This window comes from Ectothiorhodospira shaposhnikovii, assembly GCF_016584105.1.
GTDB lineage: Bacteria > Pseudomonadota > Gammaproteobacteria > Ectothiorhodospirales > Ectothiorhodospiraceae > Ectothiorhodospira > Ectothiorhodospira shaposhnikovii.
The window spans coordinates 1-20,005 of sequence record NZ_NRSM01000032.1; the positions used below are offsets into that span (position 1 = coordinate 1).

24 protein-coding genes are annotated in these 20,005 nt (G+C 60.6%); 8 read left to right on the plus strand and 16 right to left on the minus strand.

The window, feature by feature from the left end; genetic code table 11:
• Positions 1 to 88: 88 nt before the first annotated feature.
• The 3 genes from CKO35_RS18060 to CKO35_RS14690 are packed head-to-tail and all read right to left on the minus strand — an operon-like array spanning position 89 to position 1,608.
• Positions 89 to 667: a hypothetical protein gene (locus CKO35_RS18060; protein WP_242467218.1), complete on the minus strand. Its 579-nt coding sequence runs from the start codon at positions 665 to 667 to the stop codon at positions 89 to 91.
• A gap of 33 nt (positions 668 to 700) precedes the next feature.
• Positions 701 to 1,354 carry a hypothetical protein gene (locus tag CKO35_RS18065; RefSeq protein ID WP_242467219.1) on the minus strand — a complete coding sequence of 218 codons (654 nt, stop codon included), beginning with the start codon at positions 1,352 to 1,354 and terminating at the stop codon, positions 701 to 703.
• Positions 1,321 to 1,608 carry a DUF4389 domain-containing protein gene (locus CKO35_RS14690; protein ID WP_200176869.1) on the minus strand — a complete coding sequence of 96 codons (288 nt, stop codon included), beginning with the start codon at positions 1,606 to 1,608 and terminating at the stop codon, positions 1,321 to 1,323. The genes CKO35_RS18065 and CKO35_RS14690 overlap by 34 nt, the downstream gene beginning before the upstream one ends.
• A gap of 205 nt (positions 1,609 to 1,813) precedes the next feature.
• On the opposite strand from CKO35_RS14690, the gene CKO35_RS14695 reads away from it, so the two are divergent.
• Positions 1,814 to 2,074, plus strand: coding sequence for a CorA family divalent cation transporter (locus tag CKO35_RS14695; RefSeq protein ID WP_242467220.1), 261 nt, complete (start codon positions 1,814 to 1,816; stop codon positions 2,072 to 2,074).
• A gap of 139 nt (positions 2,075 to 2,213) precedes the next feature.
• On the opposite strand, the gene CKO35_RS14700 is transcribed toward CKO35_RS14695, so the two are convergent.
• The 3 genes from CKO35_RS14700 to CKO35_RS14710 all read right to left on the minus strand — a co-directional run bounded on the left by CKO35_RS14700 (position 2,214) and on the right by CKO35_RS14710 (position 4,659).
• On the minus strand, positions 2,214 to 2,609 hold the full coding sequence (locus CKO35_RS14700; RefSeq protein WP_200176871.1) for a sodium:calcium antiporter: 396 nt from the start codon (positions 2,607 to 2,609) through the stop codon (positions 2,214 to 2,216).
• Positions 2,590 to 3,714 (minus strand): fatty acid desaturase, encoded by a 1,125-nt coding sequence (locus tag CKO35_RS14705; protein WP_200176903.1) that lies wholly within the window; start codon positions 3,712 to 3,714, stop codon positions 2,590 to 2,592. Before CKO35_RS14705 ends, CKO35_RS14700 begins: the two co-directional genes overlap by 20 nt.
• Before the next feature lie 165 nt (positions 3,715 to 3,879).
• Positions 3,880 to 4,659: a ceramidase domain-containing protein gene (locus CKO35_RS14710; protein ID WP_242467221.1), complete on the minus strand. Its 780-nt coding sequence runs from the start codon at positions 4,657 to 4,659 to the stop codon at positions 3,880 to 3,882.
• Positions 4,660 to 4,693: 34 nt separating this feature from the next.
• On the opposite strand from CKO35_RS14710, the gene CKO35_RS14715 reads away from it, so the two are divergent.
• Positions 4,694 to 4,951, plus strand: coding sequence for an ATP-binding protein (locus tag CKO35_RS14715; RefSeq protein ID WP_338031812.1), 258 nt, complete (start codon positions 4,694 to 4,696; stop codon positions 4,949 to 4,951).
• Positions 4,952 to 5,063: 112 nt separating this feature from the next.
• On the opposite strand, the gene CKO35_RS14720 is transcribed toward CKO35_RS14715, so the two are convergent.
• The 6 genes from CKO35_RS14720 to CKO35_RS14745 all read right to left on the minus strand — a co-directional run bounded on the left by CKO35_RS14720 (position 5,064) and on the right by CKO35_RS14745 (position 9,946).
• Positions 5,064 to 5,363 carry a diguanylate cyclase gene (locus CKO35_RS14720; RefSeq protein WP_200176905.1) on the minus strand — a complete coding sequence of 100 codons (300 nt, stop codon included), beginning with the start codon at positions 5,361 to 5,363 and terminating at the stop codon, positions 5,064 to 5,066.
• Positions 5,263 to 5,571: a PAS domain-containing protein gene (locus CKO35_RS14725; RefSeq protein WP_200176909.1), complete on the minus strand. Its 309-nt coding sequence runs from the start codon at positions 5,569 to 5,571 to the stop codon at positions 5,263 to 5,265. Before CKO35_RS14725 ends, CKO35_RS14720 begins: the two co-directional genes overlap by 101 nt.
• Positions 5,572 to 5,728: 157 nt before the next feature.
• Positions 5,729 to 6,721 carry an aldo/keto reductase gene (locus CKO35_RS14730; RefSeq protein WP_200176873.1) on the minus strand — a complete coding sequence of 331 codons (993 nt, stop codon included), beginning with the start codon at positions 6,719 to 6,721 and terminating at the stop codon, positions 5,729 to 5,731.
• 92 nt (positions 6,722 to 6,813) lie between these two features.
• Positions 6,814 to 8,166 (minus strand): ethylbenzene dehydrogenase-related protein, encoded by a 1,353-nt coding sequence (locus CKO35_RS14735; RefSeq protein WP_200176906.1) that lies wholly within the window; start codon positions 8,164 to 8,166, stop codon positions 6,814 to 6,816.
• 158 nt (positions 8,167 to 8,324) lie between these two features.
• Positions 8,325 to 9,524 (minus strand): chromate efflux transporter, encoded by a 1,200-nt coding sequence (chrA, locus tag CKO35_RS14740; RefSeq protein WP_200176874.1) that lies wholly within the window; start codon positions 9,522 to 9,524, stop codon positions 8,325 to 8,327.
• An 80-nt stretch (positions 9,525 to 9,604) separates the two neighbouring features.
• A complete protein-coding gene (locus CKO35_RS14745) occupies positions 9,605 to 9,946 on the minus strand; it encodes a carboxymuconolactone decarboxylase family protein (RefSeq protein WP_200176875.1) in 342 nt (113 codons plus the stop codon).
• A 133-nt stretch (positions 9,947 to 10,079) separates the two neighbouring features.
• On the opposite strand from CKO35_RS14745, the gene CKO35_RS14750 reads away from it, so the two are divergent.
• Positions 10,080 to 10,787 (plus strand): ArsR/SmtB family transcription factor, encoded by a 708-nt coding sequence (locus CKO35_RS14750; RefSeq protein WP_200176876.1) that lies wholly within the window; start codon positions 10,080 to 10,082, stop codon positions 10,785 to 10,787.
• Between the two features lie 64 nt (positions 10,788 to 10,851).
• On the opposite strand, the gene CKO35_RS14755 is transcribed toward CKO35_RS14750, so the two are convergent.
• The 4 genes from CKO35_RS14755 to CKO35_RS14770 form a co-directional block, all read right to left on the minus strand.
• Positions 10,852 to 11,337 (minus strand): arsenate reductase ArsC, encoded by a 486-nt coding sequence (locus tag CKO35_RS14755; RefSeq protein WP_200176877.1) that lies wholly within the window; start codon positions 11,335 to 11,337, stop codon positions 10,852 to 10,854.
• A gap of 87 nt (positions 11,338 to 11,424) precedes the next feature.
• Entirely contained in the window at positions 11,425 to 13,137 is a 1,713-nt protein-coding gene (gene arsA, locus CKO35_RS14760) for an arsenical pump-driving ATPase (protein WP_200176878.1), read from the minus strand.
• A gap of 107 nt (positions 13,138 to 13,244) precedes the next feature.
• A complete protein-coding gene (arsD, locus tag CKO35_RS14765) occupies positions 13,245 to 13,595 on the minus strand; it encodes an arsenite efflux transporter metallochaperone ArsD (RefSeq protein ID WP_200176879.1) in 351 nt (116 codons plus the stop codon).
• Positions 13,596 to 13,694: 99 nt separating this feature from the next.
• The gene (locus CKO35_RS14770; RefSeq protein ID WP_200176907.1) at positions 13,695 to 14,615 is read right to left on the minus strand and encodes an MBL fold metallo-hydrolase; all 921 of its coding nucleotides are present in this window, start codon (positions 14,613 to 14,615) and stop codon (positions 13,695 to 13,697) included.
• Positions 14,616 to 15,281: 666 nt separating this feature from the next.
• Between CKO35_RS14770 and CKO35_RS14775 the strand changes: the two genes are divergently transcribed.
• The 5 genes from CKO35_RS14775 to hypC all read left to right on the plus strand — a co-directional run bounded on the left by CKO35_RS14775 (position 15,282) and on the right by hypC (position 20,005).
• On the plus strand, positions 15,282 to 16,379 hold the full coding sequence (locus CKO35_RS14775; RefSeq protein WP_200176880.1) for a hydrogenase small subunit: 1,098 nt from the start codon (positions 15,282 to 15,284) through the stop codon (positions 16,377 to 16,379).
• Entirely contained in the window at positions 16,376 to 18,184 is a 1,809-nt protein-coding gene (locus CKO35_RS14780) for a nickel-dependent hydrogenase large subunit (RefSeq protein ID WP_200176881.1), read from the plus strand. The genes CKO35_RS14775 and CKO35_RS14780 overlap by 4 nt, the downstream gene beginning before the upstream one ends.
• Positions 18,185 to 18,202: 18 nt before the next feature.
• Positions 18,203 to 18,919, plus strand: a complete 717-nt coding sequence (gene cybH / locus CKO35_RS14785; protein ID WP_242467227.1) for a Ni/Fe-hydrogenase, b-type cytochrome subunit — start codon at positions 18,203 to 18,205, stop codon at positions 18,917 to 18,919.
• Positions 18,920 to 19,080: 161 nt separating this feature from the next.
• Positions 19,081 to 19,704 carry a HyaD/HybD family hydrogenase maturation endopeptidase gene (locus CKO35_RS14790; RefSeq protein ID WP_242467222.1) on the plus strand — a complete coding sequence of 208 codons (624 nt, stop codon included), beginning with the start codon at positions 19,081 to 19,083 and terminating at the stop codon, positions 19,702 to 19,704.
• Between the two features lies 1 nt (position 19,705).
• Positions 19,706 to 20,005, plus strand: a complete 300-nt coding sequence (gene hypC, locus CKO35_RS14795) for a HypC/HybG/HupF family hydrogenase formation chaperone (RefSeq protein ID WP_200176883.1) — start codon at positions 19,706 to 19,708, stop codon at positions 20,003 to 20,005.

A 20,005-nucleotide genomic window follows, 5' to 3' on the forward strand; every position in this document is an offset into this window, starting at 1 on the left:
AGTACATCGAGATGGAGTACAACAGCGACCGGCTCCACTCGTCCCTGGGGTACATCACCCCTCAGCAACATTTTTTAGCGGTTGCTGCTTAATCCGTGTCCGCTGCGACTTGACCAGAACACCAGGCCGCGACCGCGACTCGGGTTGGTTCGGTGAGTTCGAAGCGGACGGGTTCACGGGTTTTTTGCTGGACCACGCTGGCCCGGGTCAGAATATCCCCAGCACGGGCCACATCGTTCACCCGCAATTGGACCAGGTCACAGCCCCTGAGCTTGCTGTCGATCGCCAGGTTGAACAGGGCGAGTTCCCGGATTTTTCCCGCCAGTTCCAGTCGAGTGCGTAGTGCCCAGATCTCTCTGAGTTTGAGTGGCGGTCGCTTTCTCGTGTAGCCCAGGCGTATCAGCAATAGGGGTTGTTCCTCGGTGGTCAGGGCCAGGTGAGATGCAAGCCGCCTACGAATTGGCTCGACTTCGCAGGGCATGTTGACGTGAGCGTGGGCGATGCCCAAGGAAGTCGCAGCCAGCGCCACGCGTTCGAAACCGCGGCCTAGGTCAACCCAGTGACGCTTGTTGTGATCCCGGGCAATGAAGAGCAGCAGCACGGAGGCACTGCGGATGGCCTTCTCCTGCCGGGCGGCCTCACTTTCCGGTTTGACCCGCCTCGTCATGATCCAGCGTCCAAACCAGCGGGGAATCGCAGGTCACCCCAAGGCTTGTGCGGTCAGGCCATCCCTTTGCTCCGATGCTTCTCGTTGGGAAAACCGGATCCAAGAGACGAGTTTCGTGGCGAAGGCCGGGTCGTTGAACTGGGCGATGTTGCCCTCGCGGACGAAGCCGATGATCGGTTCGATATCCGGATGACCGACCCGGAACGATCGCACCAACACGGATTGGCAAGGATTGGCCTCCAGAAGCCGCTCAAGATCCGATTCATTGATCGCGCAACCATCGTAAATTCCTCGGTTCGACTGCCGGGCGGGGATCGCCCGGAACAGCGCCTCCACATTCTCCTGAGCCCCCTCACACAGACGAACCCGCAGGCATTGTTCGGGCTCGTCGGGAGGAAAGTAGTCAGTGCGGGCTGAAAGCCCTTGATGTGCGGCCGCAATGATCAGGTTTTCGAGCGCACACCCCAGGCTGATGAACAGCGCGTGATTGTCCGGGTCGACGACGGGAAGGCGCCGGGAAAGGTCGGGGTAGATCCTGATGGCGTCCCGTTCCACCGAAAACTGCCACGGTTGGGTGTTATGGCCTGACGGGGCACGCACCGCGAACGAGATCAATTCCCGAGCAAGGTGGTTCATCGTCGCAGGGGCTCCCATCAGTCGGTGTGTGGCCCTGACCAGCTTGTCCATGGAAACGGGCGTTCGTCAGACTCGCCGGTCAGAAAACGGGCGGTCACCGCCAGCCAATGGGCGATGCCTTGGCCGAACCAGGCGATACCCGCGTTGCGATTGTTGGTGAACAGCATCCAGAAGAACTGGAGGATGGCGCAAATTCCCAGCACGGTTTGGGCGAGATTCACCAGGAGCACCAGGATCAGCATGATGAGACCATGAAACCAAAGGTTCTTCGGCGGGGGCGGCACGGTATGGGGCGGCGAGTTCATGGGTCTGGCTCCTGGAGGATGTGGGTAGGGGCGGCACGAAACTGTTTATCGTGCCGGCCTGATACCAAAGATAGCCGTTGCCGCTGCTGGGTGCTTGGTAAGCGAGGGCCACTCTCCGGTGTTTTCGACCACATGCCCTTGATCCAGGGCGATGCCATCTGGGACCTATGCCGGAATCCGCGGTACCATCGGAGTCAGGATCAGTTTGGGCGCGCCCTATCTGGCCTATGCAGTGATGGATCTGGTGGTGGACCAAGCGTTTCCAATGCTGAAGGAAATCGGGTCACGGATCACCGATCTGGAGGATCGCGTGCTGGAAACACCGGAGCGATCCACCTACGAGCAGATTCACCTGTTGCGTCGCGATCTGATGGTTCTGCGTCGACAGTTCTGGCCGGTCCGCGATCTGCTCGACAAGCTGATGCGCGAGGGCGAGGATTGGTTCAGCGGGGCGGTGATCCTCTGATCTGGGTCGTGATGCTGGTCATCGCGGGAACGATGCTTTATCTGTTCCGGCGACGGGGCTGGTTCTGATCGACCGGACTGCAGCCTGGGCGGCACGTTGGCTGGCTGTCCTGTGCTGTGATCGCAGGGATCGCCAAGCGTCAGCTGTGTGGACCCTCACCCCGTCTCAGCAAGCTTACCACCAAGGTCAGCAGGGTGATGGGCACCACGTAGCTGAGCATCACCCCTGAGAAGGCGGGGAGGGCACTATGTTGCTGCGCGGCCAGCACCAGATAGGCCGTGTACGCCACGTAGTATCCAAGGAAGACAGCACCTTCCCAGCGTGCGATCTTCCCGCCAGTGAGCATGATGGGCAGGCATGCCAGCGCCACCGCAAGCATCTCCCATAGATCAAAATGCCGGGCTGCATCCGGGATCGGTATCCCCGCCGAGGAAACCAGACCGGCAGCGCTCACCACGCCCAGGATGTTGAACACGTTACTGCCCACCACATTGCCCACGGCAATGTCCCGCAGGTCACTGGGAAAGAGCTGCATGCAGTACCCGCAGACGCTGGCGCTGCATCCGCAGGCGATAGTCCAGTTCCTTGTAGGCCGTTCGCATTTCGATGCGTGTCCAGCGGTCGCGCAGCGCCTCTCGCCCGACCTTTACCCGGCGTGCCTGCCACTGCTGCCACTGGGTTACGGTCTCTTTGAACTGATGATATTCCCTGTCCAGGGCCTCACTCCAGCTAGGGGCCACACCCGTGACCTCAAGCCGCGTCCGAAGCCTGGCAAACTGGGTGGAAATGCGGGCCCGCTGGATCCTGAAGCGGGGTATGCGCCGACGGTCGTGCACCAACCCCACCCAGGCACACAGGTTGATGAACCACTTGGAGGGATCGTACTGCCACCAATGAATTCCATTGCGGTAGTCCGACTGAAAGGCATGGTGATAGTTGTGGTAGCCCTCCCCCCAGGTCACCAGAGCCACCAGGGCATTGTCCACGGCCGTATTGTCATCGCTATAGGGGCGTTTGCCCCAGGTGTGAGCCAGAGAGTTGATGAAAAAGGTGAAATGGTGGCTGACCACCAGCCGCAAAACTCCCGCCAGCAGCAGCATGCCGACCACATCCCCGAGCATCAAGCCCATGGTCAGGGGGAACAGTAGATTGGTGGACCAGGCCAGCAGCCAGTAGTACCGGTGCTGAAAGCGCACAATCGGGTCTCGGGTGAGGTCCTTCACGGTGCTGAAATCGGGCTGGCTCGCGGGCCACTCCCGCAACATCCAGCCTATGTGTGCGTGCCAGAATCCAGACCGAATGGAGTGGGGGTCGCGATCCACATCATCCACGTACCGGTGATGATTGCGATGCCGGGCCGCCCAATTGTAGATGCTGTTCTGCAATGCCATGGCGCCGAACACAGCCAGCAACATTCGCAGGGGCCAGCGGGCCTTGAAGGTTCGATGGGCCCAGAGGCGATGATACCCCACGGTGATACTCATACCCCCCAGGGCCAGCAGCACCCCGAAGGCCAGCCAGGCCCATCCGCTGTACCCTTGGGTGAATCCCCACCAGGGCACTACGGTCAACGCCAACAGATTGGTGAACGCAAAAAACAGTGAAGTGGGCCAGGCCACGGGGGGATTGATTCTGGGCACGGGAAATACCTGCATGTACTTGATCACCTGTGCCGAGTGGTGTGGAGCCAGGCCATGGGGTGAAATGGGGGTTTCGCCACTGGCTGGCCCGCCCCCTGTACCGGGCGGCAGGATTACCGCTGCCGGAGAGCATGGCACAGGTGCTGACCCGGTCACGGCGATTGATCAAGCCCGCGAGCGCCATTGGCGGCGGCGCAGCATGCGCAGGATCCAGTAGACGCTCAGGGCGGCTAGCAGGTGCTTGAGGGTGTGGCCGCTCAGGAGGCCGCCCGTGAGATCGTGGATGGGATGGTCGAGTCGATCGGCCCCCAGCGCCAGTAGGTACCAGCCCACCGCCACCGGTAAATCCTTGTCGCGTGTGTAAATGCTGGGATGAAGCAGCACCATCAGCGGTCCCAATACCAAGGGCAGGGCCTGGGTGAGCATGTACAGGCGCAGATCGCCGGTTCCCTGAAGTTCGCTCCAGTACCAATGAATGGAGCCGAGGGCGCCGACCAGCAGCAAGGCCGGCAGGACGACAGTACCCCGACAGGCACCGATCCGGTCCGACAGGATCGCCGCCAGGATGGCCATGAAAGCCAGGCTCATGGCCAGGCGATCCCAGAACAGCCGCCCATGATCCGGGGCCCAGTGGTAATAAGCCGATCCGATCCCTACCAGTATCACAGCGCCGAAAAACGTCAGATAGGGCCAGTACTGGTGCGCCTCGCGGAACCGGTGAGGGTGGCGGGTCACCCAGATCACTCCCAGCAGGCCGACCCACACAAAGGCCAGATTGGAGACCACGTCGGCGACATTGGGGATCCCCAGCCACGCCCCGTCGGCCGCGAAGTCATGGTAACTCTCGGGCTGAGGCAAGGGCGGCAGTGCGAGAACACCCAGCAGGACCAGGAGCATCACCGCCAACAACAGACCGGTTTGCCAGTGCATCCTCATGGGGCTCATGGGGGTAGCTTAATCCATCCCACCCGGCTTTGGCCTGGGGTTGGCGATCGTGAGCGAACTGGTCAATCTGCTCGACGGGGAAATGGATCTTGCCAGCACACCGGTGGTGGGTTCCACATTCAAGCTCACCCTGCCTTTGCCCGCAGTGTCCGCACGTTACGAGCCCTCATTACCGCGCATCCAAAGGGCTTGGTCACGATGCACCATCGATTCGCAGTCGCAGACGCGTGGGCTGCTCAGGAGATGGCCCTGGGTAGAGGTGCGCCTCTTTATGAGAAGGACATTCATGTGAGCGGCCTGATGAGGTTGATTGCCACAACAGAATTTCTCGTTCTCGCCCTGTCCCAACCAGTCTTTATCCGCTTGACGAGGTCAGCGTTCGCGGGACTTCCGGACTGCGTATACTATATTGACGTTGTGACCCTCGTGCTGAATCCAGGTACGTCAAACGGCGACCTGGACTCCCTACGCTTCGCGCGTAGCGAAAATGTACTGCTGTCCTTTCTCCTCAGCCTGGCGGCCACATCACTGCTCCGGTGACGATGGCGCAGCAGGGTGGCAAATTCGGTCAGCACCCGGTCTCCCGTGCTATTGCCGAAACGATCATTCACGGACTTGAAGTAATCCAGGTCGATCATCACCAGGCAAAACGGTCGGCCCTGGCGCAGGAAGCGCCCTGACATAGGGCATGCGCGTGCTGCCATCCGGGCGACGCTCAAACTGGTAGATGACTCCGATGGGCGGGATGTCCTCCGGGTGCACCAGTTGAAACCATCCCCCCTGCGCCTTCAGGATGTTCTCGCTGATCCCCAGGAAGCGTTCCGCATTAGGTGAAATGTACTGAACCGGATAGGGTGGCTTGGGCGAGGTCAGGTAGACCACCGCAGGCGATACCCCGAGGACTTCGTCCAACAGGTGGTGCCGGAAGGCAGGTTGACGAGGATCACCCGACGAACCTGGCGCTGATCGACTCCAGCGGGAAGTTGTGAGAGGCTGCAGTCGGACCTCAAGCCGCCACTGAAATCGGATCTTCGACTCTGATTCATGATTATCGCCAGACTGTGACGAATCATCCGCTGCGTGCCGGCGGTGCCATGAACTCAGGCCCTATCGGGTCGGTGATGTGGGTGTTGAGGATGCGGTCGATCTGATCGCGGTCTTCCCCGGTCAGCACGATGTCCATGACCCGATGGACGGTGGCGACCTGCTCGGGGCGGCGGGCACCCCACAGGGCAATGTCGGCGCCCTGGTCCAGCAGCCAGCGCACCGCCAGATGCAGGACGTCGCTTTCGAAACGCTCCCGGGCAAAGTGGTCCAGGGCCTGGACCGCCGCCAGATACTGGTCAAATCGGGGCGACTGGAACTTGGGATCGGACTGGCGCAGATCATCGCCGTCGAAGCGTGTGTCAGGCCCCATGCGACCGCTGAGCAGGCCCCGGCAGAGTGCGCCGTAAGCCAGGATCGTGATGCCGTTTTCCCGGCAGTAGGGCAGGACATCTGCTTCGATGCCCCGTTCGAAGAGGTTATAGGGTGGCTGGCAGGCGTGCAGGGGACCGATGTCGCGGAAGGTGTCCATCTGCGCGGGACTGAAGTTGCTGACACCGACGGCGCGTATCTTGCCCTCCCGCAGCAATCGGGTCATGACCTCGGCGGTTTCCTCCATGGGTGTTGCCGGGTCGGGCCAGTGGACCTGGTAGAGGTCGATGTAGTCGGTCTGGAGGCGGCGCAGGGAATCTTCCACCTCGGCCTGGATGCGATCGGCGCCGGCGTTACGCAGCACCGCCTCTTCGGCGGTCCATTCCAGGCCCACCTTGGTGGCGATCAGGACGCGGTCACGCCCGCCGCAGCGGCGGATGGCCTCGCCAACCAGTTCCTCGGACTTGCCGAACCCGTAAACGGGCGCGGTATCAATGAGGTTGATGCCCTGGTCCAGCGCGGCATGGATGGTGCGGATGGAGGTCTCGTCGTCCGTACCACCCCACATCCAGCCACCGATGGCCCAAGTGCCCAGGGCAATGCGCGAGGCCTCGAAAGGGCTGCCCTTCAGTGGCGTGGTTTCCATGTTGCCTCCCGTGCGTGTTTCGGATTGTTGGTCGTGATGTAGAGCGAGCCGATTGGCTCGGGTGGGTCACCCGATGCGGCGCCCGTGCCCCCTCAGTCCCGGTCATCATCCTCGGGTAGGACCCCCAGTTGCTGGCGCTCGAAGGCCACAGAGAAGGAGGCGATCTCTTCCAGAGTGAGGTGGATCTCGCGTATGCCGATGTCCCCTTCCTCAATGGCCTCCCGGCCCGGGTGGTCGTCCCGGTTGAGCCACTGCCAGGTGATCTGGCCCGGGTAATACACCTGCAATTCGGTCCATTCCACCTCGGCGGTGTCCAGGTCGCCCTCCACACGCTGGGCCACGATGTCGGCGTCGTCCACGCCCAGGCCCAGGGTCTGCGGGTGTGAGACCAGGTGCCAGCGGGCACCGGAGGCATCGGTGTGAACGGCAAAGGCCACCTGATAGCGTCCGCCATCCTCCAGTGACTTGCTGTCCAGCGGGTTAGGGGCTTCCAGCGTGCGGGTCAGGCGAATGCGCCAGGCGCCCTCCTCATAGCCGCCCGCGGCGGCGATGGCGCCTCGGCTCCCGGTGGGCTGTCTCAGGAAGCGCTGGGGCAGGACATCGCCCTCCTGCCAGTCGTGATCCGGGTCGAAGGGGACGGCGACCTCCTCAGACAGGTAGAACCAGTCATCCTGTCCGTAGTCACGGTCCATGAGGCGTTGCCGATCCATGGCCTTGAAGCCCGTGATGCCGGGATTGAACATCCAGGCAGGGTGCTCCGCCTTGTCGTCCCAGTTGTCGGTGAAGGGCCCCTGGCCCTCGCTGTTCAGGCGGTAGTGCAGCACGTAGTTGTTGTCCGCATGCCCCACCGGGTGGCTGCGATGGGCGCGCCATTGCCACAGGTCCAGGAAATATCCCTGTTCGCGCAGGGCCTGTATCTCGTCATCGGACTTGAGCTTGTCCCAGGAGACTTCATCATCGGCTGCGTCGCGACTGCCGGGCAGGTACTTGCGCACGTCGGAGCGGCCCATGTCTTCGCCCAGGACGGGATGCGCGCGCACCGCCTCGCCATCCGCGGCATCGGTGAGTGTGCGCATGCCTTCATGGACGGTCATGTAGGCGCCATGTTTGCCAAAGTGGGGCACCGATCCGTCGTCCAGCATCATGGAGATCCGGTCCTCGTACAGCCCATGGGGATCCGGCCCTGGAGATCCGCGCCCGTAACGGATCCATTCCCCGTCCTCGAAAATCCAGTACTGGTGATACCAACTGGGATTGTCGGTCTCGAACTCGTAACGGATCTGGATGTGCTCGTCGTTGTAGACCGCGCCCACCCGCAGGGTCCGCAGACGCTCCTCCTGGGCGGGTATGTACACGTTGCGGGCTTCGTCGACGAACTCCGGTTCGGCGGCCAGGGCTGACCCCGTCACGGTCATCGCTAGGACAGTGAGTACCGTGCCCGGCATGTGAAGCGGCTGGTGTTTCATGGGATCTCCTTGATCAAAGGCAATATCCACCGATGCCCTGACCCTATTCGATGGCTTTGCAGGAAATCAAGCATAACCATGGCATGCATCCTGACCTGGCATCTGGTGAGCCGGATTTCCGGCCATGGAGATGTCGGCTACAGGGTGATGAGAATGCCGCCAGCGGCCAGAATGATCACCACTGCCCAGGCGGGCAATTTCCAGACGCTGAGCAGGAGAAAGCCCGTGAGCGCGAGCGTAAACTCCTGGGGACCCAGGATGGCGCTGGTGAAGACCGGGTGATAAAGGGCAGCCCCCAGGATGCCGACGACAGCCGCATTGGCACCGCGCATCAGTGCCTGGGCGCCCACCCAGCGGCGGAATCGGTTCCAGTGGGGGAGCACCGCCACCAGCAGGAGCAGTCCGGGCAGGAAAATCATGACCAGAGCCAGAGCGGCGCCGAGCAGACTGCCACCCAGTGGGCCCATCACGGTGCCCAGATAGGCGGCAAAGGTGAAGAGTGGCCCGGGCACGGCCTGCGCGGCGCCATAACCGGCGAGGAAGTCATCGGGAGTCACCCAGCCGGACTGCACCACTTCGGCTTCCAGCAACGGCAGCACCACGTGTCCGCCGCCAAACACCAGGGCCCCGGCCCGATAGAAGGCATCCATGACCGCCAGAGTGGCCGAGGGGCTGGCCCAGGCCAGCAGGGGCAGACCCACCAGTAACACCACGAAGGCCAGTGTCGCCAGGTGACCGACACGCGCCGAGACGGGCAGCGAAAGGGTGTGCGCTTCGGTTGCGTCGTGAGTGCGGCATAGCACCATGCCGGCCAGGGCGCCGATCATGATGGCGGCCACTTGGCCCATTGGGCCGCTGACCAGCACCACGGTGAACACCGCGCCAAGCGCGATGCCGGCGCGCCGCGAATCAGGACAGAGGCTGTGTGCCATGCCCCACACGGCATGGGCCACGATGGCCACCGCCGTCACCTTGAGGCCGTGGATGATGCCCTGGCTGACGGGGCCCTCAAGCACGGCGGCGCCCAGGGCGAACAGCACCAGAACGATGGCCGAGGGGAGTGTAAAGGCTGTCCAGGCTGCCGCCGCGCCCCAGGCGCCACCACGCATCAGTCCCAGCGCGAAGCCCACCTGGCTGCTGGCCGGCCCCGGCAGGAACTGGCACAGCGCGACCAGATCGGCGTAGGCCTGTTCAGAAAGCCAGCGACGCCGCTCCACAAACTCAGTGCGAAAGTAGCTCAGGTGGGCGATGGGCCCGCCAAAGGAAGTCAACCCCAGCAGCAGAAAGGCGCTGAAGACTTCTCTGACGCGCCCTGAAGGATGTGGCGTGTGGCTCATCGATCAGGCCCCTTGCCAAACCGTGGTGGTCCTTGCACTTCCGATCATGAGGTGAAACTGTGGGTTGAAGACCTTACCACTCACCCACTCATCTGGTCGAAGGCTTCCAGAGCCTGGGCGCCATAGACATAGGATGGGCCGCCGCCCATGTAGATGGACAGGCCGATGGTTTCCATGACCTCTTCGCGGGTGGCGCCGTATTTGATGGCCGCCTTCGTATGGAAGGCGATGCAGCCATCGCAGCGAATGGCGATGCCGATGGCCAGGGCCATCAGTTCCTTGTGCTTGGAAGACAGCGCTCCTTCCTGGGATGCGGCCTTGTCCATGGCAGCAAAGGCCTTGGCGACCTCCGGGATGCCGCCGCCCACCTCCCGCATGAGTCCTCCCAGATGTTTTACGGTCTGATTCCAATCTTTTTCCATGTTGAACTCCGAGGTGTTCGGATTGATAAAGGTCAATGTCTGCTTTCTAATAATCGTTAGAGTGTGTTACAAGTGACATGATATAGGCAACCCCCATGGATTGACCGCGATTCAAAGAATGATGTGTGGCCCCATGAACGAGACCCATCGCCCCCTTCAGGATCTGCTCTACGAGCAGGTAGCCCGCATCGGCAAGGCGCTCTCCAGCCCCAAACGTCTGGAGATTCTGGATCTCCTGGCCCAGGGGGAGAAATCCGTGGAGCGTCTGGCGGAGGAGACGGGGATCGACATCAAGCTGGCCAGCGCCCATCTGCGGGTACTCAAGGAAGGCCGGCTGGTCATGACGCGCCGACAGGGGCGTTTCATCTTCTATCGCCTTTCCGGCCAGGACGTAGCCTCCCTGAGCGTGAAGGTACGTTCCGTGGCCGAGCAGCACTTGCTGGAGTTGCGAGCCGCCTTGGAACAGATGTCGGGCGACATCGGGGCACTGGATCCCCGGAATCGGGCCGATTTGCTGGCTCAGGCACGCCGGGGGGAGGTGGTGGTGATCGATGTGCGTCCGGCGGAGGAGTATCAGACGGCCCATCTGCCTTTCGCTCGCTCCCTTCCGTTGGCGGAGATCGAGTCCAGGCTGGCGGAACTGCCGATGGATCGGGAGATCGTGGCCTACTGCCGGGGGCCGTTCTGTGTCCTTTCCGACGAGGCCGTGGCCATGTTGCGGTGCCTGGGGTTCCGGGCCCGCAAACTCGGTGATGGTGTCTCCGAATGGCAGGCAGCAGGTCTGCCACTGGAATTTCCGGCTACCACCTCAGCCACTGACATTTCGTATGTTTCGCGATGAGCGGGAGCAGATGGGGGCAGGAAATTTCATCTTGCAGGTTAAAAAGCCGGAGTGGTTTCCAATCTCAAGGCCTTTGCTTGCCGATGTCATCCAGCGCCGCCTTGAAGGTGCTGAAATTTCCCGTTGCCAGATCATCCTGGCGCATCAGGGTCAGGAAGGTCTCGATCCGATGCCTCAGGATGCGGTAGGCCTGCTCGAACGCGGCGTTGATGTCCTCCTCCGTGCCGGTGGCCTTGGCCGGATCGTCCACCCCCCAGTGGGTACGCAGGGCCGATCCCAGGTATGCCGGGCAGGTCTCTCCGGCCGCGCCGGCACAGACGGTGATCACCACATCCGGCGTTTCCGGCAGATCTTCCCAGGACTTGCTGCGAAGCCCTTCGGTCGGGATGCCCTCCCGCTCCAGCAAAGCCAGGGAACGGGGATGCACGGTCCCGGTGGGCTGGCTGCCGGCGCTCATGGCCCGCCAGCCCTGTGGAGCCAAGGCATTGAAAGTGGCCTCGGCGAGGATGGAGCGGCAGGAATTTCCGGTGCACAGGAAAAGAATGTTCATCGTTGACAGGCCCTTCAGTGATCGGGAGCCGGATTGGCGCCTCGACGAATGATGCTCAAGCCGGCCAGGGCCGGCACCTCTGTATGATCAGTCGTGGATCTCGCTCCAGGGTTCCACGACGAGTCTTCGGTGATGCTGCTCAAGGATTTCCCGGAGCCATCGACCCTCGGCGGCCTGACGTGCTCGCAGGATGGGATCGCTCACCTTCAGCGGGCTCAGTGCCTGATTGACGATCCAGCCGGCGGGTTCGATACCGGCCCGACGCAGGTCGGCCTGTAAGGTTGCCGCTTCATGCACGGGAGTGGCTTCGGGCAGGGCGCAGATCACCACATGGGTAAAGGCCGGATCTCGCAATCTGGGCAACAACTGTTCCACCGCTTCGGGCACACCCTGACTCTGGCGTCCCAACTCCCGGTGGTAGGCCTGCGCGGCATCCAGTAGCAGGATGGTGTGACCGGTGGGGGCCGTGTCCAGGACCACGAACTGATCCCGGGCCTGGTCGACGGTCCTGGCAAAGGCCTGGAAGACGGCGATTTCCTCGGTGCAGGGGGAACGCAGGTCCTCTTCCAGCAACCGGCGCCCCTCCTCATCCAACCCCTTGCCGGCGGAGGCCATGACCTCTTCCCGATAACGCCGGGTCTCCAGGGCCGGGTCCACCCGTCCGATGGTCATGCCTTCGGGGATCTCACCCACGGCAGCCTCCACATGGGCTGCCGGGTCCGTGGTGGTCAGGTGGACCTTGTGGCCGTGACGGGCCAGGGTCACCGCGATACGGGCCGCCAGGGTGGTCTTGCCCACGCCGCCCTTGCCCATGGTCATGATGGCGCCATGGCCGCAGCGACCCAGGGAGTCCACCAGGGTCTCGAAGGTCTCACCTTCGGGTGTCTGAACCGGTTCAGTGGCTTCGAGCGGGGGTTCCGCCTCCGCCAGCAGGATACGCAGGCCTTCCAGGCCCATGGGGGGGCGTCCACGCAGCGGGCGTTCGCTTCGAGGCAGATCCCGGAGCGATGCAGGCATGTGCGTCAGAGCCCGGCGCCCCCGTGCCTCCAGAGCCCGGGCCACCGGATCTTCCGCATCCAGTGCCTGAAACAGACCATTCACCACCAGATGCTGATTGGTCACGCCCAACTCCCGCAGTTCTCCACTGGAACGGGCCGCTTCCTTAAGGGCAGCTGCTTCGGGGCGGCTCACGAGAATGAGTGTGGTGCGCTTGCCGTCTCCCAAGCTATCCAAGGCCTGGGCATAGATCGCCTTCTGGTTGGTCAGTCCCTCCAGGGGGCCCAGACAGGAGGTGCCGGAGGTGTTGGTTTCGATATATCCCGTCCAGGCACTGGGCAGGGACAGGAGGCGCAGGGTATGCCCCGTGGGCGCGGTATCGAAGATCAGATGATCGAATTCCCGGGTGTATTGGGCATCGCCCAATAGCGCGGCGAAGGCATCGAATGCGGCAATCTCCATGGTGCAGGCACCGGAGAGCTGTTCCTCCATACTGTTCACCACCGCCTCCGGGAGCTTGCCCCGGTAAGGGCCTACCACCCGTTCGCGATAGGCGGCAGCGGCTTTTTCCGGATCAATGTTCAGGGCCTGGAGGCCGGGAACCGCCGGGATGGGGGGCGGTGAATCGGAGAGTGGAGTCTCCAGCACTTCATCCACGTTGGAAGCCGGGTCGGTGGAGATGAGCAGGACCTTTTTGCCCTGTTCCGCCAGGGCCAGGGCACTGGCACAGGCCAGTGAGGTCTTGCCCACGCCGCCCTTGCCGGTGAAGAAGAGATGTCGGGTAGGGGGTTGGAGGAAATTCATGAGGGCCTCTCGATGCAGCTTTACCCACCAAGGGGAAGAGCACGTTTTGAACCCCCTTTCCCGCTCTGGCGGGAGAGGGGTTGGGGTGAGAGCGGCGGACCTTCAGCTCAGCCGCAGCAGTCGTTGCCGGGGCTGACACCTTTACCGCATTCCACTGCCAGCCCGGTCCATTGGGCCAGTTGCTCACGATCCGGGTATACGCCCTGACTCTTCACTTCTCCGTCCACCAGAAATACCGGCAGGGCGTCCTCGCCGTTTTTCTCCAGAATGGCCTGGATGGCAGTGTTCTCCACGAAGGCCCCCGGTTGCTGGGCCAGGTTGTAGCGGGTCACGCTCACCCCGGATTGACGCAGCCAGGCCAGATCGCCCGCCAGTCTGGAGAGTTTGGGGTCCACGCTGGGTCCGCAAACGCCGCTGGCACAGCACTGGGGGGGATCGAACACGATGATCTCGGTCATGGGGGAGTTCCTCGGCGTGGATGACAACATGGCCCGAGAATACGCTGTTTCATATATATGGGCAAGCGAATGTATTGGTCACATGAAACGCCCGAGGCTTTAGAAATCGGCCTCCATGAACAGATAGATACGATTGATGTTCATCCGGTGCCAATCGTCGTAATGGCGCAGATGCCGGAATTCCGGCAGGTCCGCCAGGCGTGTCACCACTTCGTCCAGGGTCTCCCAGTGCACCAGACCTTCCTTGACCTCGCGCACCAGCATGGTCAGGTAATCACCGGTATCCCGCTGCGCCGTGGCTAGATCGGTGGCCTCACCGTGGCCGGGAACGATCACTGCCGGCTCCCAGGAAGCCATCGTCTCGAAGGCCTTGAGCTGTTCCACCGGATTGCTCCAGGGATGAATGCCCAGCATGCGCTCGGTATAGACCACGTCACCGGCGAATACCACGCCATGATCGGGCAAGTGCAGGAGGATATCTCCAGGGAAGTGGGCGTCGCCGGCATAAACCATCTTGAAGCGCACCCCGCCCAGCTCGAATTCATGATCATCAGCAGCGATGGGCGCCGGCGCGGGACGCGGCTTGGTCCCTGCCATGACTGCTTTACCCAGGGTGGTCGTCAGACGCTCCAGGTGCTGCCGAGCGAACTCTGCCTGGGTGGAGGCGGTACGTTCCAGTGCCAGGATCTCGGCCCCTTTGGAGAGGAAATGGTCGTTGCCCAGCCAGCGGTGATCCTGACTGCCCAGATTGATCACGTGGGTAATGGGCTGGTCGGTCAGCCCAGCCACGGCCTGCTCGATGCGCTGGGCCACGTTGCGACTGGGACCACTATCGATTAGTACCACCCCCTTGTCGGTGATCACGAAACCCACGTTGTTGTTCATGCCCTGGTTGGCTTGGGTGCGGTTTTCCAGGGAGCCGTAAAAGTAATGGATCTGCTCCGTGATGGCCCGTGGCTTGAGAATGTGTTCGATGGGGCGGTCTTCATCCGCCATGGTCGCAGAGAGGGGGGAGACCATCAGTGCAACCAAGGTGAGGAGGGTTACGGGATCGCGGGCATTCATGATTTTCCTCGGAGAGAGTCTGGTACTGGAACATGTTGAAACCCGGCAAAATCCCGATCACCTTCAGCTTTTCGCCGGTTTCCGTTCAAACCTGTGGGCCTGTAGCGATGGTAATGATTGTGATTCGCGCATGTGTCGGGCTCTAGGTGAAACGCCCCACTTGACCGACATCACCTACATCCGTCTGCTGTGACGCCACCCAGTGAAACCGCAGTAACAAGGCAGTGCTGTTCCTCTGCGAGCGACCCCCAATCTATTGCTTAAACTCGTACTCTTTCTGTCTTGGCGATGGGGTCCACTTGAGTCAGGTCAATGGCCCAGATCCGTGCATGGATTGAGGCTCAGACTCTGTTCTGATTCGAAATGATCCGGCTGGTCGTGGTTTGCCCGATGCGTATTCTGGCGGAGTGATGCAAACAAGATTACATCAGGTGGAAAGCAGCTTTTCATTCGGAGGTCAATAAACGCTGAGAGCTTACCTCCGTGACCGTTGATCTTGTATCCAACATGTTGTTTTTCGGTTATATGGTTATTATGGCCTGATTATTGCTGTGTCTTTGCTGCCAACTTCCCAACAATAATGAATGTCTGAGGCGGTCACTCAGCAGCAGAGGGCAGACCATGTCGAATACCGAAACCTTCTATCAGGTGATGCGTCGCCAGGGGATCACCCGGCGCAGCTTCATGAAGTACTGCAGCCTCACGGCTGCCGCCCTGGGGTTGGGTCCGGCATATGCACTCCAGATTGCCCACGCCATGGAAACCAAGCAACGCACACCGGTCATCTGGCTCAATGGCCTGGAATGCACCTGTTGCTCGGAGTCGTTCATTCGTTCAGCCCATCCGCTGGTCAAGGATGTGGTGCTGTCCATGATCTCATTGGACTACAACGAACTTCTCATGGCCTCAGCCGGCCATCAGGCCCAAGCCGCCCTGGAAGCCAGCATGGAGAACCACTGGGGGCAGTATATTCTGGCCGTGGAAGGCAACCCGCCCCTGAACGAAGATGGCATGTTCTGCATCAGTGGGGGCAAGCCCTTTGTTGAAAAACTGAAAAAGTCCGCCGAAGGGGCCAAGGCCGTTATTGCCTGGGGAAGCTGCGCCAGTTGGGGGTGTGTGCAGGCTGCCCGTCCCAATCCCACCCAGGCAGTACCCATCGATAAAGTCATCACCGACAAACCCGTCATCAAGGTACCGGGCTGTCCGCCCATCGCCGAAGTCATGACCGGGGTGATTACCTATATGCTCACCTTTGATCGTATTCCTGAACTGGATCGTCAGCGGCGGCCCAAGATGTTCTATAGCCAGCGCATTCACGACAAGTGTTACCGGCGCGCCCACTTTGACGCCGGCCAGTTCGTGGAACGCTGGGACGATGACAATGCCCGCAAGGGGTATTGTCTTTACAAGGTGGGCTGCAAGGGGCCGACCACCTATAACGCATGCTCCACCGTACGCTGGAATGAAGGCATTTCCTTCCCCATCCAGTCCGGTCATGGCTGTATCGGCTGCTCTGAAGATGGTTTCTGGGATCATGGTTCTTTCTATGACCGTCTGACCAATGTGAATCTGTTTGGTATAGAGAAGAATGCCGACCGGGTGGGCATGGCTGCTGCCGGTGTCGTCGGTACCGCGATTGCCGCCCATGCGGCTGTGAGTGCCATCAAGCAAACGACCCAGCGCAAGAAGAAGGAAGCGGAACAGGAGCGGAATTCATGAGCAGTATTCTAAACGCCAGCCAGTTGGATGCTTCCGGACGAAGGATCGTTGTTGATCCGGTCACCCGAATTGAAGGTCACATGCGGTGTGAGGTCAATGTGGATGAGCAGAATGTAATCCGCAATGCCGTCTCAACCGGCACGATGTGGCGGGGCCTGGAGGTCATTCTCAAGGGGCGTGATCCTCGTGATGCCTGGGCATTTGTTGAGCGTATCTGTGGTGTCTGCACCGGTACCCACGCCCTGACTTCAGTGCGGGCAGTGGAAGATGCCCTGGGTATCGATATTCCCTACAATGCTCATTTGATCCGCGACCTGATGGATAAAACCTTGCAGGTGCAGGATCATATCGTCCACTTCTATCACCTGCATGCCCTGGACTGGGTCAACCCCGTCAATGCCTTGAAGGCTGATCCGCGCAAGGCCTCCGAACTGCAAAAGCTGGTGTCACCCAGTAATCCCAAATCCAGCCCCGGCTATTTCAGTGACCTGCAAAACCGCCTGAAGAAGTTTGTCTCGGGCGGCCAGTTGGGTATCTTTGCCAATGGCTACTGGGAAAATCCGGCCTATAAGCTCTCCCCCGAAGCCGATCTGATGGCAGTGGCTCACTATCTGGAAGCGCTGGATATACAAAAAGACATTGTCAAAATTCACACCATTTTTGGTGGCAAGAATCCTCACCCTAACTATCTGGTGGGGGGGGTGGCGTGCGCAATCAACCTCAATGATACCGGTTCGGCCGGTGCGCCGGTGAACATGACCAGCCTGAACTTTGTGCTTCAGCGCATCAAGGAAGCCCAGGTCTTTGTAGATCAGGTTTATATACCCGATGTCCTGGCGATTGCCGGCGCCTACAAGGATTGGCTCCATGGGGGAGGTCTGGCTTCGCAGAATCTGCTTTCCTTTGGTACCTATACACAGGTTCCGGGCGACAAATCAACGGATCTTCTGCCGGCGGGTGCCATCGTGAATGGTAACTGGGATGAGGTGTTGCCGGTGGATGTGCGCGATCCGGAGCAGATTCAGGAATTTGTTTCGCATTCATGGTATCGCTATGCCGATGAAACTCAGGGTCTGCACCCCTGGGATGGTGTCACTGAACCCCATTTCGAGTTGGGCGCAAACACCCTCGGTAGCCGTACCAACATTGAGCAGATTGACGAGGGCCATAAGTACAGCTGGATCAAGGCGCCCCGGTGGCGGGGCCATGCCATGGAGGTCGGCCCCCTGGCTCGCTATATCGTTGCCTACTGTTCCGGTCGTGAATATGTTCAGGAGCAGGTGGATCGTTCTCTGTCTGCCTTCAACCAGAATACCGGTCTGAATGTGGGCCTCAAGCCATTCCTGGCCTCCACTCTGGGACGTACCCTGGCCCGGGCGCTGGAGTGCCAGTATTGCGCCGATACCATGGAGGATGACTGGCATGCACTGGTCAACAATATCAGGAATGGAGATAGCTCTACGGCCAATGTGGACAAATGGGACCCTTCAACCTGGCCGAAGGAGTCCAGGGGTGTGGGGATCAATGAAGCGCCACGTGGAGCCCTGGGGCACTGGATCAAGATCAAGGACGGCAAGATCGATAGCTATCAGGCGGTGGTCCCCACCACCTGGAATGCCTCTCCCCGGGACCATAAAGGCAACATCGGTCCTTATGAGTCAGCCCTGTTGAATACGCCTATGGAAAGACCGGATGAGCCGGTGGAAATCCTGCGCACCCTGCACAGTTTTGATCCGTGCCTGGCCTGTTCCACGCATGTGATGTCTCCCGAAGGGCAGGAGATCATTCAGGTGAAAATCCGTTAAGGAGGAAAGGTCGTGGCATTGGAGAAAAACCTGACTCCCGAGGACTCTCACGAAAGGGTTCGTCGTCAAACCGCGGTTTATGTTTACGAGGCGCCCGTGCGCCTCTGGCACTGGATTACGGCATTCGGTGTGCTGACGCTTGTGATTACCGGATTTTTAATCGGTCGGCCTCCGCCCAGTGTGTCGGGCGAAGCCATCGATCATTACCTGATGGGTTACATTCGTTTCGCCCATTTTGCTGCGGCCTATGTGGTGACCCTGGCCTTTATCGGGCGTATCTACTGGGCATTTGTGGGTAATCACCACTCCCGGGAGCTTTTTCTGGTGCCGATCCATCGCAAACGCTGGTGGGGTGAGCTTTGGCATGAGATCCGCTGGTACCTGTTTCTGGAAAGGACACCCAGGAAGTACATCGGTCATAACCCCTTGGGGCAGTTGATCATGTTCGGCGTCTTTGTGGTGGGCATGGTTTTCATGATTATCACCGGTTTTGCCCTCTATTCCGAGGGGACGGGCGTGGGCAGTTGGCAGGATCAACTCTTTGGATGGGTGATCCCCCTGTTCGGCCAGAGTCAGGATGTTCATACCTGGCACCGCCTGGGTATGTGGTTTATGGTGATCTTCGTCCTGACCCATGTCTATGTCGCCGTCCGCGAGGACATCATGTCCCGGCAGTCGATGACTTCCACCATGTTAAGCGGCTGGCGATTGTTCAAGGATGACCGCCCCGACTGAATGAGTTCCTGGCGGTTTTTGCCGGCCACCGGAAGTTGTGTTTCCAGTGGCCTTTTTTATGCAGAGAGAACGGGAGAGCAAGATGTCGCATCCGTTTGTGGATGTGTTCTGGCATTTGAATTGCTTTACAACAGGGAGGTGTAATGAGCAAGGATGATGGCATGACTCCAAAGGTTCTTCTTCTGGGGATAGGCAACCTGCTTTGGGCCGATGAGGGTTTTGGGGTTCGCTGTGTGGAACTGCTCAACCAGCGCTACCGTTTTCCCGCCAATGTCCGGCTGATGGACGGTGGCACCCAGGGCATCTATCTGGTTCAGCACGTTCAGGAGGCGGACTGCCTTGTGGTTTTCGACGCCATCGACTACGGCCTGGAGCCGGGTACTTTGAAGCAGGTATATGATGACGAAGTGCCAAAATTCATGGGGGCCAAGAAGATGAGCCTGCATCAGACCGGCTTTCAGGAAGTATTGGCCATGGCCGAGCTGACCGGGTCCTATCCTCGTGAACTCCTCCTGATAGGCGTTCAACCCGAGGAACTGGACGATTTCGGGGGCAGCCTGAGGCCTTGTGTCAGAGATCAGCTGGAACCCGCTCTGGAGCATGCGCTGACGTATCTGGCCCAACGGGGCATCGAAGTGCATCCCGCAACGGCAGCCGAGACCTCCCTGGGCCCGCAACCGCTCCAGTTGGACCTTTACGAATCCCGGCGCCCCTCGGCCAATGAAGCCTGTCGCCATGGTGACCCGCGTTTTATTCGGCTGGTTTCCGGCGAGGACTCTGGCTGATATGTGTATTGGCTATCCCCTGCAGGTGATCGCAGTTGAGGAAGAACGGGCGTTGTGCCGCCGTGCCGATCAGGATGCGTGGGTGGATACCCGTTTGGTGGGTGCCTGCCAGGCCGGTGAGTGGCTGCTGGTGTTTCATGGTGTGGCCAGGGAAAAGCTGAGTCCCCTGCGGGCTTCTCAGGTGAGCCGTGCATTGGCGGCCTTGGTTTGTGTGGAGCAGGGCAATCACCAGGCCATTGATGCGTTTTTTGCCGATCTGGTCGATCGGGAACCGCAACTTCCCGAACACCTGCAGAAATAA

Coding starts and splice junctions, on each gene's coding strand:
- CKO35_RS18060 (WP_242467218.1), bottom strand. CDS start 667: ATGACGAGGCGGGTCAAACCGGAAAGTGAGGCCGCCCGGCAGGAGAAG.
- CKO35_RS18065 (WP_242467219.1), bottom strand. CDS start 1,354: ATGGACAAGCTGGTCAGGGCCACACACCGACTGATGGGAGCCCCTGCG.
- CKO35_RS14690 (WP_200176869.1), bottom strand. CDS start 1,608: ATGAACTCGCCGCCCCATACCGTGCCGCCCCCGCCGAAGAACCTTTGG.
- CKO35_RS14700 (WP_200176871.1), bottom strand. CDS start 2,609: ATGCAGCTCTTTCCCAGTGACCTGCGGGACATTGCCGTGGGCAATGTG.
- CKO35_RS14710 (WP_242467221.1), bottom strand. CDS start 4,659: ATGAGCCCCATGAGGATGCACTGGCAAACCGGTCTGTTGTTGGCGGTG.
- CKO35_RS14720 (WP_200176905.1), bottom strand. CDS start 5,363: ATGGCAGCACGCGCATGCCCTATGTCAGGGCGCTTCCTGCGCCAGGGC.
- CKO35_RS14730 (WP_200176873.1), bottom strand. CDS start 6,721: ATGGAAACCACGCCACTGAAGGGCAGCCCTTTCGAGGCCTCGCGCATT.
- CKO35_RS14735 (WP_200176906.1), bottom strand. CDS start 8,166: ATGCCGGGCACGGTACTCACTGTCCTAGCGATGACCGTGACGGGGTCA.
- chrA (WP_200176874.1), bottom strand. CDS start 9,524: ATGAGCCACACGCCACATCCTTCAGGGCGCGTCAGAGAAGTCTTCAGC.
- CKO35_RS14745 (WP_200176875.1), bottom strand. CDS start 9,946: ATGGAAAAAGATTGGAATCAGACCGTAAAACATCTGGGAGGACTCATG.
- CKO35_RS14750 (WP_200176876.1), top strand. CDS start 10,080: ATGAACGAGACCCATCGCCCCCTTCAGGATCTGCTCTACGAGCAGGTA.
- CKO35_RS14755 (WP_200176877.1), bottom strand. CDS start 11,337: ATGAACATTCTTTTCCTGTGCACCGGAAATTCCTGCCGCTCCATCCTC.
- arsA (WP_200176878.1), bottom strand. CDS start 13,137: ATGAATTTCCTCCAACCCCCTACCCGACATCTCTTCTTCACCGGCAAG.
- arsD (WP_200176879.1), bottom strand. CDS start 13,595: ATGACCGAGATCATCGTGTTCGATCCCCCCCAGTGCTGTGCCAGCGGC.
- CKO35_RS14770 (WP_200176907.1), bottom strand. CDS start 14,615: ATGGTCTCCCCCCTCTCTGCGACCATGGCGGATGAAGACCGCCCCATC.
- CKO35_RS14775 (WP_200176880.1), top strand. CDS start 15,282: ATGTCGAATACCGAAACCTTCTATCAGGTGATGCGTCGCCAGGGGATC.
- CKO35_RS14780 (WP_200176881.1), top strand. CDS start 16,376: ATGAGCAGTATTCTAAACGCCAGCCAGTTGGATGCTTCCGGACGAAGG.
- CKO35_RS14790 (WP_242467222.1), top strand. CDS start 19,081: ATGACTCCAAAGGTTCTTCTTCTGGGGATAGGCAACCTGCTTTGGGCC.
- hypC (WP_200176883.1), top strand. CDS start 19,706: ATGTGTATTGGCTATCCCCTGCAGGTGATCGCAGTTGAGGAAGAACGG.